Source organism: Pectobacterium colocasium, assembly GCF_020181655.1.
Classification (GTDB): domain Bacteria; phylum Pseudomonadota; class Gammaproteobacteria; order Enterobacterales; family Enterobacteriaceae; genus Pectobacterium; species Pectobacterium colocasium.
The window spans coordinates 367,650-382,414 of the sequence record NZ_CP084032.1 but is presented as its reverse complement, the minus strand read 5'-3'; the positions used below and the strand labels follow the sequence as shown (position 1 = coordinate 382,414).

Genomic DNA, 14,765 nt, shown 5'->3' with positions numbered 1-14,765 from the left:
GAGGAATAACATGGATATCAACAAAACTGCCGCCGCGCTCATCCCCCTTCTCGGCGGGAAAGAGAATATCGCCAGTGCTGCCCACTGCGCGACTCGCCTGCGTCTGGTACTGAATGACGACAATCTGGCTGATAAAAAAGCCATCGAGAACGTTGACGGCGTTAAAGGCTGTTTCCAGAACGCGGGACAAATGCAGATCATTTTCGGCACAGGTCTGGTCAACAAGGTGTATGCCGAGTTCATCAAAGCAGCTGGCATCAGTGAATCGAGCAAATCCGAAGCGGCCTCCATCGCAGCGAAGAAGCTAAACCCGCTGCAACGTCTGGCACGTCTGCTATCGAACATCTTCGTCCCTATCATGCCGGCAATTATCGCTTCCGGTCTGTTGATGGGGCTGCTTGGTATGATCAAGACCTATGGCTGGGTCGATGCCAGCAGCGCGATCTTCGTGATGCTGGATATGTTCAGCTCCGCTGCCTTTATTATTCTGCCTATCCTGATCGGTTTTACTGCCGCGCGCGAGTTCGGTGGAAACCCCTATCTCGGCGCGACGCTGGGCGGCATTCTGACCCACCCGGCGCTGACCAACGCCTGGGGCGTCGCGGGGGGCTTCCAGACCATGCATTTCTTCGGCATGGACATCGCCATGATTGGCTATCAGGGCACCGTGTTTCCGGTACTGCTGGCCGTCTGGTTCATGAGCATCGTAGAAAAGCGCCTGCGTAAAATCGTACCTGACGCGCTGGATATCATCGTCACGCCGTTCCTCACCGTCATCATTTCCGGCTTCGTTGCTATGCTGCTCATCGGGCCGGCGGGGCGTGCGCTGGGCGACGGTATTTCTTTCTTACTCAGCACGTTGATTGCTCACGCTGGCTGGTTAGCCGGTTTACTGTTCGGCGGCCTCTACTCCGTTATCGTGATCACTGGCGTTCATCACAGCTTCCATGCCATTGAAGCCGGACTGCTTGGTAACCCGAATATCGGCGTCAACTTCCTGCTGCCGATTTGGGCGATGGCGAACGTGGCGCAGGGTGGCGCATGTCTGGCGGTATACTTCAAAACGCGTGATGCGAAAACCCGAGCGATTGCCGTTCCCGCAGGACTGTCTTGTCTGCTGGGTATCACAGAAGCCGCGATATTTGGTATCAACCTGCGCTTTATTAAGCCGTTCCTGGCCGCACTGGCAGGCGGTGCCCTTGGTGGCGCGTGGGTTGTCTTCAATCACGTCAATATGACGGCAGTCGGGCTGACCGGTTTTCCGGGGCTGGCCATTGTGCAAAGCGGGTCGATGCTTAACTACCTGATTGGGATGTTGATTGCGTTCGGCGCGGCCTTTGTCATTTCCTTACTGCTGAAATATAAAACGGATAGCGAATAATGAAGGAAGTCCACTTACTAAAGCGCATGGCGCACGCCCTGATGTCAGGCCACTCACGGAAACAGGAAGACCCGTATCGCCCGGAATGGCATCTGTCCCCGTGCGTGGGTCTGCTCAACGATCCGAACGGATTTATTCATCACAACGGGCGTTACCATCTGTTTTATCAGTGGAATCCTTTATCCTGTGCCCACGGAGCAAAATTCTGGGGGCACTGGAGCTCCGCCGATCTGGTGAACTGGACGCATGAACCCGTCGCACTGGTGCCCAGTGAAAGCTATGAAAGCCACGGCTGCTATTCTGGCTCTGCCGTGGTCGATCAGGACGCGATCATGCTGATGTATACGGGTAACGTGAAATACGACGATGGCTCACGTACCGCGTTCCAATGCCTTGCCCGCGAAAATCCTAACGGTGAATATGACAAACTGGGCGCGGTTCTGACGCTCCCTGACGGCTACACCGGGCACGTTCGCGATCCGAAAGTGTGGCGTCATGATGACCGCTGGTACATGGTGCTCGGCGCACAAGATCTCGACCTGCAAGGGAAAGTGCTGCTCTACCGTTCTGACGATCTGCTGGCGTGGGAAAAGATCGGTGAGATCGCCGGTTCTCGTTTGGGCGGGGTCGGGGATTTTGGCTACATGTGGGAGTGCCCGGATCTGTTCCCACTGGATGGAAAGGACGTGCTGATCTGCTGCCCACAGGGGGTTCCCGCCGAAGAAGAGCGCTACCTGAATACCTTCCAGGCGGGCTATTTCATCGGCTCGCTTAACTACGACAACGGTGCTTATCCCCATCAGGGTTTCCATGAACTGGATCTTGGCTTCGAGTTTTACGCCCCGCAAACCACGCTGAGCGAAGACGGGCGACGCCTGCTGTTCGGCTGGATGTCGATTCCCGACGATAATGAATTCTTTGAGCCGACGATCGAGTACGGCTGGATCCACACCATGACCTGCCCGCGCGAACTCACACTGCGTGGCGATCGCGTTTATCAACACCCTGCACGTGAACTGCAACAGCTGCGCAGGCAGCATTACTCCTGGCATGGTGCCGCAGACTACGCGTCTCCGCTGCATGTCAGCAGCGCGGAAATTCTCATCACCGTTCAGGGCGAATTCCAGCTCAGCCTCGCCTCACAACTGGTTCTCTGTTGGGATGGAGAACGCGTCACGCTGAGCCGACACAACCGCCGCACTGGCGAACCCGAACATCGCTACTGGCGCGGTGAGCTGAGCCAATTGCAGATACTGTGCGATCGCTCCAGCGTTGAAATTTTCATCAACGACGGTGAGGCCGTGATGTCTGCACGCTATTTCCCGGAAAGTGACGCGACCATGACGTTCAGCGGCTCTGGTCGATTAACGCTACAACACTGGCTGTTAGCGCCATGCGTGATAGAATAACTTTCCTTTTTTCTGATAGCAGACCTCGCGGTGAAACCGACTAAACGCATAACAATCAGTGACATCGCCGCGCTGGCCGGTGTATCAAAATCCACCGCCAGTCTGGTACTTAACGGACGCAGCAAAGAGTTTCGCGTTTCTGATGAAACCCGCGATCGTATCTTAGCCGTCGCGCATGAGCAGCGTTATCAACCCAGCATTCACGCCCGTTCGCTGCGTTCCTCACGCAGCAACACGCTGGGGCTGGTGGTACCGGAAATGACCAACTACGGCTTTGCCGTCATTTCCCGCGAGCTGGAAATGCTGTGCCGTGAAGCAGGGTTACAGTTGCTGATTGCCTGCACCGACGAAAACGCCAGTCAGGAGATGATGGCGGTCAACAGTCTGGTGCAGCGTCAGATCGATGGTCTGATTGTCGCCTCCAGCCTGTTGAGCGATACCGAGTATCAAAAAATTAATCAGCAGTTGCCCGTTATACAATTTGACCGGGTGATTGGTGATTCCACGCTGCCGATGGTGATCTCCGAAGCGGTAGAATCCACGGCGGAAATGGTCGAACGCATCGCCCGCCAGCATCATGATGAGTTCTATTTCCTTGGCGGCCAGCCGCGAATTTCCCCGACTCGCCACCGTCTGGAAGGCTTTCAACTTGGACTAACGCGTGCAGGTATCGACTGCAAGCCGGGGTGGATTATTCACGGCAGCTATCACCCCAGCGCGGGTTATGAAATGTTTGCCCAGCTGTGTGCCACGCTGGGTCGTCCGCCAAAAGCGCTGTTTGTTGCCGCCTGTGGCCTGATGGAAGGCGTACTGCGTTATATGAACCAGCATAACCTGATGGAAAGCGGCATCCGGCTGTGCTGCTTTGACGATCACTATCTGTTTGATTGTTTACCGCTGAAGATCGATACCGTGGCGCAGGATTGTGAAAATCTGGCGCGCAGCAGCTTTGAGATGGTAACCAGCCTGATTGCACAACAGCCGCTTGAAGAAGATCGGCGCTATATCCCGACGCGGATTCACTGGCGTCATCCCGACTCGCGGGCGTAGATCTGCACCAACGTTTCCTGTCAGACGATACACAGCGAGCGATACACACAAAAGACAAGCATAAAAAAAGGAACGCGGTTTGAACATTCACGCCGCATTCCTTCTTAAAACACCCTCAGCCGCTATTTAGCCGCGGTTTCCGCACCGACCAGCCCAACTTTGAGGTAGCCCGCTTTACGCAGTGAATCCATCACGCTCATGATGGTTTCATAATCGACGCTTTTATCTGCCTGAAAGAAGATGGTCGTTTCTTTGTTAGCGCTGGTTTTCGCGTCCAGAACCTGAGCCAGAGATTGCTCACTAACCACCTCTTCCCCCAGGAACATTTGCTTATCCGCTTTTACCGTCAGATAAAGCGGTTTCTCCGGGCGCGGTTGCGGTGCTGCCGATGACGCGGGCAGATCGACACGAATATCCACCGTTGCCAACGGTGCCGCTACCATGAAGATAATCAGCAGAACCAGCATGACGTCAATGAACGGCGTGACGTTAATGTCATGCATTTCACCGTCATCACTCACGTCCTCCTTCAAATGCATCGCCATGACTTAACCCACCCGCAGTTTATGCGCAGCTGAAGACGCCCGGTTATCATTGCTGGCAGCCACATCGAGATCGCGACTTTGCAGCAGCAGCACCTGTGCAGCGACATCGCTGACCATCGCTTTGTAGCTGGCAATCGAACGTGCAAAGACGTTATAGATGACAACCGCAGGAATCGCGGCAACCAGACCAATCGCCGTCGCCAGCAGGGCTTCTGCAATCCCCGGAGCCACTACCGCCAGGTTGGTGGTTTGCGTCTGTGCGATACCGATGAAGCTGTTCATGATGCCCCATACCGTACCAAACAGCCCGACAAACGGCGCCACCGCACCGACCGTGGCCAGATAGCCGTTACCACGCCCCATGTGACGCCCGGTAGCCGCCACGCGGCGCTCCAGACGAAACGCGGTGCGCTCTTTAATTCCGTTGTTGTCATCCGAGCGTGCGGAAAGCTCCAGTTCGTTCTGCGCATCCACCAATAGTTGTTGCGCGACGCTGCCAGCTTTGAACGCGTCGGCCGTTTCCAGCGCATCATCCAGCGTTTTTGCCTGCTCCAACGCCAGATATTCACGGCGCAGACGGCGTTTCGCACCAGACATCTCAACGCTTTTACTGAAGAAGATCGCCCAGGTAATCACGGAAGCCAGCAGCAGGCCAATCATCACCGTTTTCACCACGGCATCAGCGTGCTGGTACATGCCCCAAACGGACAAATCGGTTTTCATCAGGTTATTGGTGCCCGGTGCCGCACTCGCTGGCAGCGAGAGGGCTGACGCCGGAGCATCGGTTGTCACAGGGGCTGAAGGAGATGCCGCAGCAGGCTGAGTGGCAGGCGCTGCATTCTCTGTCGATAACGGCGTCGTTGCAGGAGCCGCAAACGCATTTCCACTTAGTCCCGCTGTACACAGCAGGATAACCAGCACGCTACGGGAAAATGCGCTGAACACGCCACGTTTTTTTTGCCAGGTTGATAACACCTGTTGAGTTGTATTACTGACAGCCGTCTTCACGCTGTGCCTCCACCATTCATTCTGTACATCATCTGTTCTGTACAGTCATCTGTTCTGTACAATATCCGCACATACCCGCAGGTATAATGCCGCAATAACGCAGCCTGAAATGATACCAAACCCTGAACGAATTGATAGTCGTTCTCATTATTATTTACACAAGATAATGCACTTTTCTTGCGTTCTAACAGGGTTTTTGGGGGTATTGCCGGCATATCGGCAGAAAAAGCATAAAAACGAGAAAGAAGAGGCGTATTCCGGCATATCTCAGGCAAAACGCCCCTAAACGCGGCGTGATATCCCAGATTTTATAATCGAATTTTTACGATCGGCTTTTTGTGATCGACATTAAGTTATCACACCATTTCATGATGGCTGGCGACAAGTTTCACGAAATAATAGGATACAATTAAGTATAATAAGATAAATAAAAACACAATGTTACGTATAAGTTCGTGAGGTAAATAGGAATAAAATCCATATAAAACAGTATTTCATATTAGCTTTTTCTTTTGTGACACGAGTCATTCTACAAAGTTGTATAATAGGTTAGCTTAAATCACAGAGAATACCGATGCATGCCACAAGAATAACTTAATCCGGCTGCCGTTTTCTCAGCAGTAAACCTACTGTTCATTACACTATTTTTCATAGAGTTATATTTTTAAATCACCATTTGATTATCGATAATGTCACCCCACCTCTGGAGATAATTCAATGAAGCTGTCAAAAACATTGATCGGCGTTTGTCTGGGATCTACCGTACTCCTGATGAGCCAAGCGATTCAGGCACAACAAATTAAAGCCTCTGATGTTCACCCAGAAGGTTACCCTAATGTCGTTGCCGTTCAGAAAATGGGAGAGAAATTAAAATCCGCCACAAATGGCCGACTGGAAATTAAAACCTTTCCCGGTGGCGTCTTAGGTGATGAAAAACAAATGATTGAGCAGGCACAGCTTGGTGCGATTGATATTATTCGTGTATCAATGACGCCCGTTGCCGCTATTTTACCAGAAATAGAAGTCTTCACGCTGCCCTATATCTTCCGTGATGAAGATCATATGCACAAAGTGCTGGATGGAAAAATCGGTCAGGAAATTGGAGACAAAATTACTAACAACAGCAGATCCAAACTGGTTTTTCTGGGCTGGATGGACGCAGGAACGCGTAACTTAATCACCAAACAACCAGTGGTAAAACCAGAAGACCTTAAGGGCATGAAAATTCGCGTCCAGGGTAGCCCGGTCGCGCTGGCAACGCTAAAAGCGATGGGTGCCAACTCAATCGCGATGGGCGTCAGTGAAGTCTTCAGCGGCATGCAAACTGGTGTGATTGACGGCACTGAAAATAACCCGCCGACGTTTGTCGCACATAACTACCTGCCTGTCGTGAAAAACTACACCTGGAGTCGCCACTTCATTATTCCTGAACTGTTTCTGTATTCCAAAACCAAATGGGACAAACTTTCTAAAGAAGATCAGGATCTTATCCTGAAGCTCGCGAAAGAAGCACAGCAAGAACAGCGCGTGCTGTGGAGTGAGTATACTCAGCAATCTCTGGATAAAATGAAAGCGGGTGGCGTTCAATTCCATGACATTGATACCGAGTATTATTTCAAAGCCACTCAGCCCGTACGCGATCAGTTTGGTGCCAAATATCAGGATCTGATTAAAGCCGTCGCCGACGTCCAATAATCAATCTCTCACCTGAGCGGATAAATAGCAGACTCTTGACGAACGGATTAACGCAATGAAAACGGTGATAGTGGATAGATTTCCATTATCACCACACCACGGATTTATCGGCAACGTCATAGATAGCGCTCTATTTATTCGCCCCTGATATCAACAATTCCCCTTCGCTTATTGCTTAGCGAATATAGGTGGCACAATGGCACAGTCTTATCTTTCCAGTATGGATGTACTCTATCGTATTGCCATGTGGGTTTCTGGTCTGGCGTTATTAATTATGACGCTCGTGATTCCAGTCGGAATATTCGCACGCTATGTATTAAATGCCGCATTATCCTGGCCAGAACCCATTTCAATCATTTGTATGGTGACGTTTACTTTTGTCGGTGCCGCCGTCAGTTACCGTTCCAACTCACATATTGCCGTCAGTATGTTGACCGACAGATTGCCAGAATCCGGTAAGAAGATTTGCGTTCATCTGTCGAACCTTCTGATGCTCTTAATTAGTCTGTTTATTCTTTATTACAGCACATTACTTTGCCTGGAATTATGGGAGCAGCCCGTGGCGGAGTTTCCCTTATTAACCGCAGGTGAAAGTTATTTACCGTTGCCTATCGGTTCGTTAATCACCGTGCTGTTCATCATCGAAAAGATGTTTTTCGGCCCGCAGGATAAACGCCCTGTGGTAATGCTTGGCAGTTCTTAATTCGGAGCCAATACCATGGATGCATTTATTCTTGTTGCTACATTGGCCGTGCTGCTGGCGGTCGGTGTTCCCGTTGCCTACGCAGTAGGGTTGAGCGCCATTGTTGGCGCATTCTGGATCGATCTGCCGCTTGAAGCAGTCATGATCCAGATTACCAACGGCGTGAACAAATTTTCGCTGCTGGCGATTCCTTTCTTTATTCTGGCCGGGGCAATCATGGCCGAAGGCGGCATCGCCCGTCGGCTGGTCAGCTTCGCTTACATCTTTGTCGGCTTTATTCGCGGCGGCTTGTCGCTGGTTAACATCGTCGCTTCAACGTTCTTCGGCGCAATATCTGGTTCTTCTGTCGCAGATACGGCTTCAATCGGTTCGGTGATGATCCCAGAAATGGAGAAAAAGGGTTACCCGCGCGACTTCTCCGCCGCCGTCACCGCCAGCGGATCCGTGCAGGCGATTTTGACACCGCCGAGCCACAACTCCGTGATCTATTCGCTGGCTACCGGCGGTACGGTTTCTATTGCTTCGCTGTTTATCGCAGGGATCCTGCCCGGCCTGTTGCTCAGTCTGACCATGATGGTGATGTGCGTCGGTTTTGCCCATCGACGCGGTTATCCAAAAGGTGAACGTGTACCGTTCCGTCAGGCGCTGAAAATCTTTGTCGATACCTTATGGGGATTGATGACGGTCGTCATCATCATGGGCGGGATTCTGTCCGGTATTTTTACCGCGACCGAGTCTGCGGCTATTGCCTGTCTGTGGTCCTTCTTCGTGACCATGTTTATCTATAAAGATTACAAGTGGTCGGAACTGCCCAAGCTGATGTACCGCACGGTCAAAACCGTGACGATCGTGATGATCCTGATCGGCTTCGCCGCCGCATTCGGCGCCATCATGACCTACATGCAGCTGCCTGCCCGCATTACCGAGTTTTTCACCTCCATTTCGGATAACAAGTACGTCATCCTGATGTGGATTAACATCATGCTGCTGCTGATCGGCACGCTGATGGACATGGCACCGCTGATCCTGATCCTGACGCCCGTCCTGCTGCCCGTCGCCCTCTCGCTCGGTATCGATCCGGTGCATTTCGGCATGATCATGCTGGTGAACCTCGGGATCGGCCTGATCACGCCGCCGGTGGGGTCCGTGCTTTTCGTCGCCAGTGCGGTGAGTAAGCAGAAGATAGAACAGGTCGTTAAAGCGATGCTGCCCTTCTACTGCGGGCTGTTCTTTGTGCTGATGCTGGTCACCTATATTCCGGAGATCTCACTCTGGCTGCCCAAATTCTTCGGCGTGCATACGGGTTAGCACATTACATTGCGCCATGTTGATGAACAGCAATACAGAAGACATGGCGCTTTCCTTACCTTTCATTTCCCTATTTGATCATTTCCCTACCTGAAATATTTTCACCTACCTCTAATCTTATCTTACTCAAGCCCACACGCCGCCCCAGCCGTGATAACGTAGGGCTAATACATCGAATAACGCCTCCTTGTTTCCTCACACTTTCGCTATCAGGAATATCTGGCGTATTGGGTCATCCGGCAGGATTGAATAGAAAAGGTAATAGTGATTATGACAAGCAAAAAAACGGCAACAGCGTTAGTCGCCGCAGGACGCAGCAAGAAATTCACCCACGGTTCCGTAAACCCCGTTATTCAGCGCGCTTCCTCGCTGGTATTCGATACCGTGCAGGATAAGAAACACGCCACCATTAACCGTGCCAAGGGTGCGCTATTCTACGGTCGCCGTGGCACACTGACCCACTTTTCGCTTCAGGAAGCGATGGTGGAACTGGAAGGCGGTGCAGGCTGTGTGTTGTATCCATGCGGTGCAGCGGCTATCTCTAACGCGATTATCTCTTTCGTCGCGGCAGGCGATCATATTCTGGTGACGGAGTCGGCCTACGAACCCACACAGGATTTTTGCACCAAAGTGCTCAAAAAAATGAACGTCAGCACCACCTATTTCGATCCACTCATCGGTGCTGGCATTGCCGAACTGATCCAGCCCAATACCAAAGTCGTCTTTCTCGAATCACCGGGTTCCATCACGATGGAAGTCCATGATGTGCCGGCGATCGTACAAGCCGTGCGCCGCATCAATCCCGACATCGTTATCATGATTGATAATACCTGGGCAGCAGGCATTTTATTCAAAGCGCTCGACTTCGATATTGATATTTCTATTCAGGCGGCTACCAAATATATTGTTGGTCACTCCGATGCCATGATTGGCACCGCTGTCGCTAATGAACGCTGCTGGGCGCAGTTGCGCGAACAGTCTTACCTGATGGGCCAAATGGTAGATGCTGATACTGCTTATGTCGCCAGCCGTGGCCTGCGCACGCTGGGCATCAGGCTCAAGCAGCATCAGGAAAGCAGCATCCGCATTGCACAGTGGCTGGCAGAACGGCCAGAAGTCGCCGTCGTTAATCACCCTGCGCTGCCGGGATGTAAAGGGCATGAATTCTACGTACGCGATTTTAACGGCTGCAACGGCTTGTTCTCCTTTGTGCTGAAAGAGAAATTAAGCAAAGAGGCGCTGGCGAACTATCTGGATCATTTTGAGCACTTCAGCATGGCGTATTCCTGGGGGGGCTTTGAGTCTCTGATTCTGGCAAATCAGCCGGAAGAACTTGCGGCTATCCGCCCGGTGAGCGGCGTGGACTTTACCGGCACACTTATTCGGTTACATATTGGACTTGAAGACAGTGACGATCTGATCGACGATCTGGCCGCGGGTTTCAGCAGGCTGAGTGCTTAGTCTGGCAAGGCGTCAGCAGGCTCATCGCTGCCAAACGGCAGGAAACAAAATATCAGCAGACATAAAATATAGAAAATGTGACGGCCATAAAGCCGCCACATCTTGATTTCCCCTGCGGCGCGCTGGGGAATGCGTTATCATAATTATGAGTCAACGCTTACCAAAAACCGCGTTACCTTAACCAAAATTAAGCATTAAGCCCTGTCGTATTCTCACAATGCGGCAAGGCGTTTTGCCCCATCGATTTTAGGGCTTGATAGACAGTAGATTTCAGGTAATTCAGCGTTCCATCGCCGCAGCCTGAGAGATAGTGAATATCGTCACTGGCGGGATGTAATATGAGTGTGGTTCACGACATTATTCAGGCGCTCTGGCAGCAGGATTTTAGTGCACTGGCCGATCCCCACGTCATTTGGGTGGTTTACGGCATTCTGTTCACGACGCTGTTTCTGGAGAACGGCCTGCTACCTGCCTCTTTTCTGCCAGGCGACAGCCTGCTGTTGCTCACGGGTGCCATGATTGCCAAAGGCGTGATGAGCTTTTTCCCTACGATGATTCTGCTCACCATCGCTGCCAGCCTCGGCTGCTGGCTCAGCTACCTCCAGGGGCGCTGGCTGAGCGATACGCGTCTGGTAAAAGGTTGGCTATTGCAGCTTCCTGCGCATTACCACCAGCGTGCCCATCACCTGTTCCACCGCCACGGCCTGATGGCGCTGCTGGTTGGCCGCTTTTTAGCGTTTATCCGCACGCTACTGCCAACAATGGCAGGCATTTCCGGGTTAAATAATACGCGCTTCCAAATTTTCAACTGGCTCAGCGGGCTGCTGTGGGTTGGGGGAATTGTCACGCTCGGCTATGCGCTCAGCCACATTCCACTGGTCAAACGCTATGAAGATCAGGTGATGACCGCGCTGATCCTGCTCCCGATTATTTTGCTGGTTAGCGGCCTGGTTGGCATGGCTGTTGTCGTGTGGCGTAAAAAACGTGCCGTCGCCTAATCGGTAACCGCACGCTTGCTTAACGCCCTCAGCTTTCCTCAACCGCCATATTGCCGGCCTTTAATCTCGCCGCTTCATCGCTCGGCGTCGCGCCGAAATAGCGCTTAAATTCCCGGCTAAACTGCGACACGCTTTCATATCCTACGCGAGCGGCCGCGACGCCCGCTCTCAGCCCTTCGTTGATCATCATCACGCGTGCTTTGTGTAAGCGGTAGGATTTCAGGTACTGCAACGGCGAGGTGTTGGTGACTGCTTTGAAATTATGGTGAAACGCCGAGACGCTCATGTTCACTTCCGCCGCCAGCTGTTCCACATTCAGGCTATCGGCGTAGTGATTTTCGATTCGTCGCAGAGACTTGGCAATCTGGCTGAAGTGCGTGTGCCGATTGACCAGCGCCTGTAATGCCGCACCGCGTTCACCGCAGAGCATATGATAGATAATCTCGCGCACAATCGTCGGGCCCAGCACACGGGCATCACGCGGGTTATCCATCGCATCCAGCAGCCGTTCCACAGCACACAGAATTTCATCGGTCAGCGGCGCGCTGTTCACACCGCATGTGCAGGAACAGGAGCGGATCGCGCTGTCGTCATCACCGATGTCGATCAACAAATCCTGAAGCATCTGGATATCGATACGGATAGCCATCCCCACCAAAGGGTGTTCAACGCTGGCTATCGTTTCACATTCGAACGGCAGCGGCACGGTCATCAACAGGTAATTTTCCGGGTCATACTGGAACGTTTTCCCCCCCAGATAGCCAACCTTCTGTCCCTGAAAAATGATGACAATCGTCGGCTCATACATAACCGGCACACGCGGATGGTGCTGTTCTGTATACAGAATCTTGACCTGTGGCACGAGCGAAGGCGTAGTCCAGCTTTTGGTTGAACAGCGTATTGCCTGCTGCACGATACGTTGCCGCACCGTCTGCTGCTCTGGCTCTTTCTGAGCGAGTCGTGCCTGAACGGATGGTTTTTGAACAAGCTGCTCAGATTGGCTTTCCGTCAACATGCTTTGAGTGTGCGTCACCATGGTGTTATCTCGCTACGGGTTCACTTTTCCTGCCCGAAGCCTCTCTCCTGACAGAAGAAACAAAATGACATACCTGCGAATTATTATCACCCTTTTCTCCTGCATTTTGTAGAAATAGGCAATAAGCAAACAGAAATGTGCATTGAACGTCTTTCGTGGGTTGATGACAATACGAAGCATACATTCGTCCCTCATCTCACGGGAAAAGACATGAATAAAACGATCGAACTGTTCACCTCACACCGCAGTGAACGTAGCTATCTTGATAAAGCGATTCCCGATGACGTGCTGGATGCCATTATTCAGTCCGCCCATCTGGCACCCACGTCCGTAAACTCTCAGCAGGTTTCGCTCATCGTCACTCGCGATCCGGCACGCAGGGCGCGCATCGCCGAATTGGCCGGCGGTCAGCCGTGGATTGCTAAAGCACCCGTTTTCATTACCGTGGTGCTGGATATGCATAAAACACAAGTCGGGATTGCCATGAGCGACAAGCAACAGCACGCGCATGAAAGCATAGAAAGCCTGATCGCCGGCACAACGGATGTTGGTATCGCGCTCGGCACGCTAATGGCCGCCGCACGCTCATTTGGGCTGGGTATCGTCCCGATTGGCGGTATTCGTCGCGACCCGCAGGCGATGATCGATTTTCTGGAACTGCCTGAACTGACGTTCCCCGTCGCCGGCGTCGCTATCGGTTACGTGGACACGCCTGCGCATCAGAAACCGCGCTTGCCGCTGAATTCCTTCCGTCATGATGAAACCTATCATCAGGACGTTCTGCCTGCGGCGATCGAGCAATATAACCACACGCTGGTGACACACTGGCAGCAAACTGGTCGCACAGACGGCGACAACTGGGGTGACAACACCGCCAGCTACTATCAGCACATTTATTTCCCGAAAGTCTTACCCGCGATCCTCCAACAGGGCTTTAAACTGGACAAATAACCTATGCTCAATTTCACACTTCATACCCCTACCAAGATTTTGTTTGGCGAAGGCCAGATTGCTGAATTAGGCAAAGAAATCCCTGCCGATGCCCGTATCCTCATCACCTACGGCGGCGGCAGCGTGAAGCACAATGGCGTGCTGGATCAGGTCTATCGCGCATTAGAAGGCCGTAACGTACGCGAGTTTTCCGGCATTGAACCAAACCCGACTTACGAAACGCTGATGAAAGCCGTCGAGGTCGTTCGTGCAGAGAAGATTGATTTCCTGCTGGCCGTTGGCGGGGGGTCTGTCGTCGATGGTACGAAATTTATCGCTGCTGCCGCAGATTATCAGGCCGCGCAGGACCCGTGGCACATCCTGCAAACCGGCGGTGCAGAAATCGATCGCGGCGTCGCGATGGCAGCCGTGCTCACTCTGCCAGCGACCGGTTCGGAATCCAATAATGGCGCGGTCATCACCCGTAAATCGACCAACGATAAGCTCGCTTTCCGTTCACGCCACACACAGCCGCTTTTCGCCGTGCTCGATCCCGTCGTAACGTATACCCTGCCCGCTCGCCAAATTGCGAACGGCGTGGTTGATGCCTTCGTTCATACAGTCGAGCAGTACCTGACGTATTCCGTCGATGCCAAAGTACAGGATCGTTTTGCGGAAGGCTTGCTGTTGACGCTGGTTGAAGAAGGCCCGCGCGCACTGGCAGAACCGGAAAACTACAAGGTCAGGGCCAATGTGATGTGGAGCGCCACGATGGCGTTGAACGGCCTGATTGGCGCAGGCGTGCCGCAGGATTGGTCAACCCACATGCTGGGGCACGAATTAACGGCGCTGCACGGTCTCGATCATGCCCAAACGCTGGCTATCGTCCTACCTGCCATGCTGGCAGCGAGAAAAGCACAGAAGCGCGACAAACTGCTGCAATACGCCGAGCGCGTCTGGAACCTGCACGACGGTAGCGAAGACCAGCGCATCGACGGCGCGATTGCCGCTACGCGCGACTTCTTCGAGAAAATGGGCGTACCGACCCGCATGTCTGACTACCAGTTGGATGGCAGCTCCATTCCGACACTGGTCGCCAAACTCAACGAGCATGGCCTGACCGCGCTGGGCGAGCACCGCGACATTACGCTGGAAGAAAGCCAGAAGATTTACGAAGCGGCGCGCTAAGCCCCTCCGTTCTTACCCCTTCGAATGATAGGAGAAAACGCGATCATTTAAAC

13 protein-coding genes are annotated in these 14,765 nt (G+C 52.7%); 10 read left to right on the top strand and 3 right to left on the bottom strand.

What is annotated here, in order from left to right; all coding sequences use genetic code 11:
- Positions 1 to 10: 10 nt before the first annotated feature.
- From LCF41_RS01745 to LCF41_RS01735, 3 genes are read left to right on the top strand one after another with little or no spacing between them, the layout of a single operon-like run.
- On the top strand, positions 11 to 1,381 hold the full coding sequence (locus LCF41_RS01745; protein ID WP_225086627.1) for a sucrose-specific PTS transporter subunit IIBC: 1,371 nt from the start codon (positions 11 to 13) through the stop codon (positions 1,379 to 1,381).
- Positions 1,381 to 2,790, top strand: a complete 1,410-nt coding sequence (locus LCF41_RS01740; protein ID WP_225086626.1) for a glycoside hydrolase family 32 protein — start codon at positions 1,381 to 1,383, stop codon at positions 2,788 to 2,790. The genes LCF41_RS01745 and LCF41_RS01740 overlap by 1 nt, the downstream gene beginning before the upstream one ends.
- A 30-nt stretch (positions 2,791 to 2,820) precedes the next feature.
- Positions 2,821 to 3,840: a substrate-binding domain-containing protein gene (locus LCF41_RS01735; protein ID WP_225086625.1), complete on the top strand. Its 1,020-nt coding sequence runs from the start codon at positions 2,821 to 2,823 to the stop codon at positions 3,838 to 3,840.
- Between the two features lie 122 nt (positions 3,841 to 3,962).
- Here the strand turns inward: LCF41_RS01735 and exbD are convergent, their stop codons facing one another.
- The gene (exbD, locus tag LCF41_RS01730; RefSeq protein ID WP_225086624.1) at positions 3,963 to 4,385 is read right to left on the bottom strand and encodes a TonB system transport protein ExbD; all 423 of its coding nucleotides are present in this window, start codon (positions 4,383 to 4,385) and stop codon (positions 3,963 to 3,965) included.
- Between the two features lie 3 nt (positions 4,386 to 4,388).
- Entirely contained in the window at positions 4,389 to 5,393 is a 1,005-nt protein-coding gene (gene exbB, locus LCF41_RS01725) for a tol-pal system-associated acyl-CoA thioesterase (RefSeq protein ID WP_225086623.1), read from the bottom strand.
- A 717-nt stretch (positions 5,394 to 6,110) separates the two neighbouring features.
- On the opposite strand from exbB, the gene LCF41_RS01720 reads away from it, so the two are divergent.
- From LCF41_RS01720 to LCF41_RS01700, 5 genes are all read left to right on the top strand, one after another.
- Positions 6,111 to 7,088, top strand: coding sequence for a TRAP transporter substrate-binding protein (locus tag LCF41_RS01720; RefSeq protein WP_225086622.1), 978 nt, complete (start codon positions 6,111 to 6,113; stop codon positions 7,086 to 7,088).
- A 196-nt stretch (positions 7,089 to 7,284) separates the two neighbouring features.
- Positions 7,285 to 7,791, top strand: a complete 507-nt coding sequence (locus LCF41_RS01715) for a TRAP transporter small permease (protein ID WP_225086621.1) — start codon at positions 7,285 to 7,287, stop codon at positions 7,789 to 7,791.
- Between the two features lie 15 nt (positions 7,792 to 7,806).
- The gene (locus LCF41_RS01710; protein WP_225086620.1) at positions 7,807 to 9,099 is read left to right on the top strand and encodes a TRAP transporter large permease; all 1,293 of its coding nucleotides are present in this window, start codon (positions 7,807 to 7,809) and stop codon (positions 9,097 to 9,099) included.
- 270 nt (positions 9,100 to 9,369) lie between these two features.
- Entirely contained in the window at positions 9,370 to 10,560 is a 1,191-nt protein-coding gene (metC, locus tag LCF41_RS01705) for a cystathionine beta-lyase (protein WP_225086619.1), read from the top strand.
- Positions 10,561 to 10,898: 338 nt separating this feature from the next.
- Positions 10,899 to 11,558 carry a DedA family protein gene (locus tag LCF41_RS01700; RefSeq protein ID WP_225086618.1) on the top strand — a complete coding sequence of 220 codons (660 nt, stop codon included), beginning with the start codon at positions 10,899 to 10,901 and terminating at the stop codon, positions 11,556 to 11,558.
- Between the two features lie 28 nt (positions 11,559 to 11,586).
- Here the strand turns inward: LCF41_RS01700 and LCF41_RS01695 are convergent, their stop codons facing one another.
- Positions 11,587 to 12,594, bottom strand: coding sequence for an AraC family transcriptional regulator (locus tag LCF41_RS01695; protein ID WP_225086617.1), 1,008 nt, complete (start codon positions 12,592 to 12,594; stop codon positions 11,587 to 11,589).
- Between the two features lie 210 nt (positions 12,595 to 12,804).
- Here LCF41_RS01695 and LCF41_RS01690 point away from each other — a divergent pair, with 210 nt between their 5' ends.
- Entirely contained in the window at positions 12,805 to 13,545 is a 741-nt protein-coding gene (locus LCF41_RS01690) for an NADPH-dependent oxidoreductase (protein WP_225086616.1), read from the top strand.
- 3 nt (positions 13,546 to 13,548) lie between these two features.
- Positions 13,549 to 14,712: an alcohol dehydrogenase gene (gene yqhD / locus LCF41_RS01685; protein WP_225086615.1), complete on the top strand. Its 1,164-nt coding sequence runs from the start codon at positions 13,549 to 13,551 to the stop codon at positions 14,710 to 14,712.
- Positions 14,713 to 14,765 lie beyond the last annotated feature (53 nt).

Excerpts from the sequence above, each read along its gene's own strand:
- LCF41_RS01745 (WP_225086627.1), top strand. The coding sequence starts at position 11 with ATGGATATCAACAAAACTGCCGCCGCGCTCATCCCCCTTCTCGGCGGG.
- LCF41_RS01740 (WP_225086626.1), top strand. The coding sequence starts at position 1,381 with ATGAAGGAAGTCCACTTACTAAAGCGCATGGCGCACGCCCTGATGTCA.
- exbD (WP_225086624.1), bottom strand. The coding sequence starts at position 4,385 with ATGGCGATGCATTTGAAGGAGGACGTGAGTGATGACGGTGAAATGCAT.
- LCF41_RS01720 (WP_225086622.1), top strand. The coding sequence starts at position 6,111 with ATGAAGCTGTCAAAAACATTGATCGGCGTTTGTCTGGGATCTACCGTA.
- LCF41_RS01715 (WP_225086621.1), top strand. The coding sequence starts at position 7,285 with ATGGCACAGTCTTATCTTTCCAGTATGGATGTACTCTATCGTATTGCC.
- LCF41_RS01710 (WP_225086620.1), top strand. The coding sequence starts at position 7,807 with ATGGATGCATTTATTCTTGTTGCTACATTGGCCGTGCTGCTGGCGGTC.
- metC (WP_225086619.1), top strand. The coding sequence starts at position 9,370 with ATGACAAGCAAAAAAACGGCAACAGCGTTAGTCGCCGCAGGACGCAGC.
- LCF41_RS01700 (WP_225086618.1), top strand. The coding sequence starts at position 10,899 with ATGAGTGTGGTTCACGACATTATTCAGGCGCTCTGGCAGCAGGATTTT.
- LCF41_RS01695 (WP_225086617.1), bottom strand. The coding sequence starts at position 12,594 with ATGGTGACGCACACTCAAAGCATGTTGACGGAAAGCCAATCTGAGCAG.
- LCF41_RS01690 (WP_225086616.1), top strand. The coding sequence starts at position 12,805 with ATGAATAAAACGATCGAACTGTTCACCTCACACCGCAGTGAACGTAGC.
- yqhD (WP_225086615.1), top strand. The coding sequence starts at position 13,549 with ATGCTCAATTTCACACTTCATACCCCTACCAAGATTTTGTTTGGCGAA.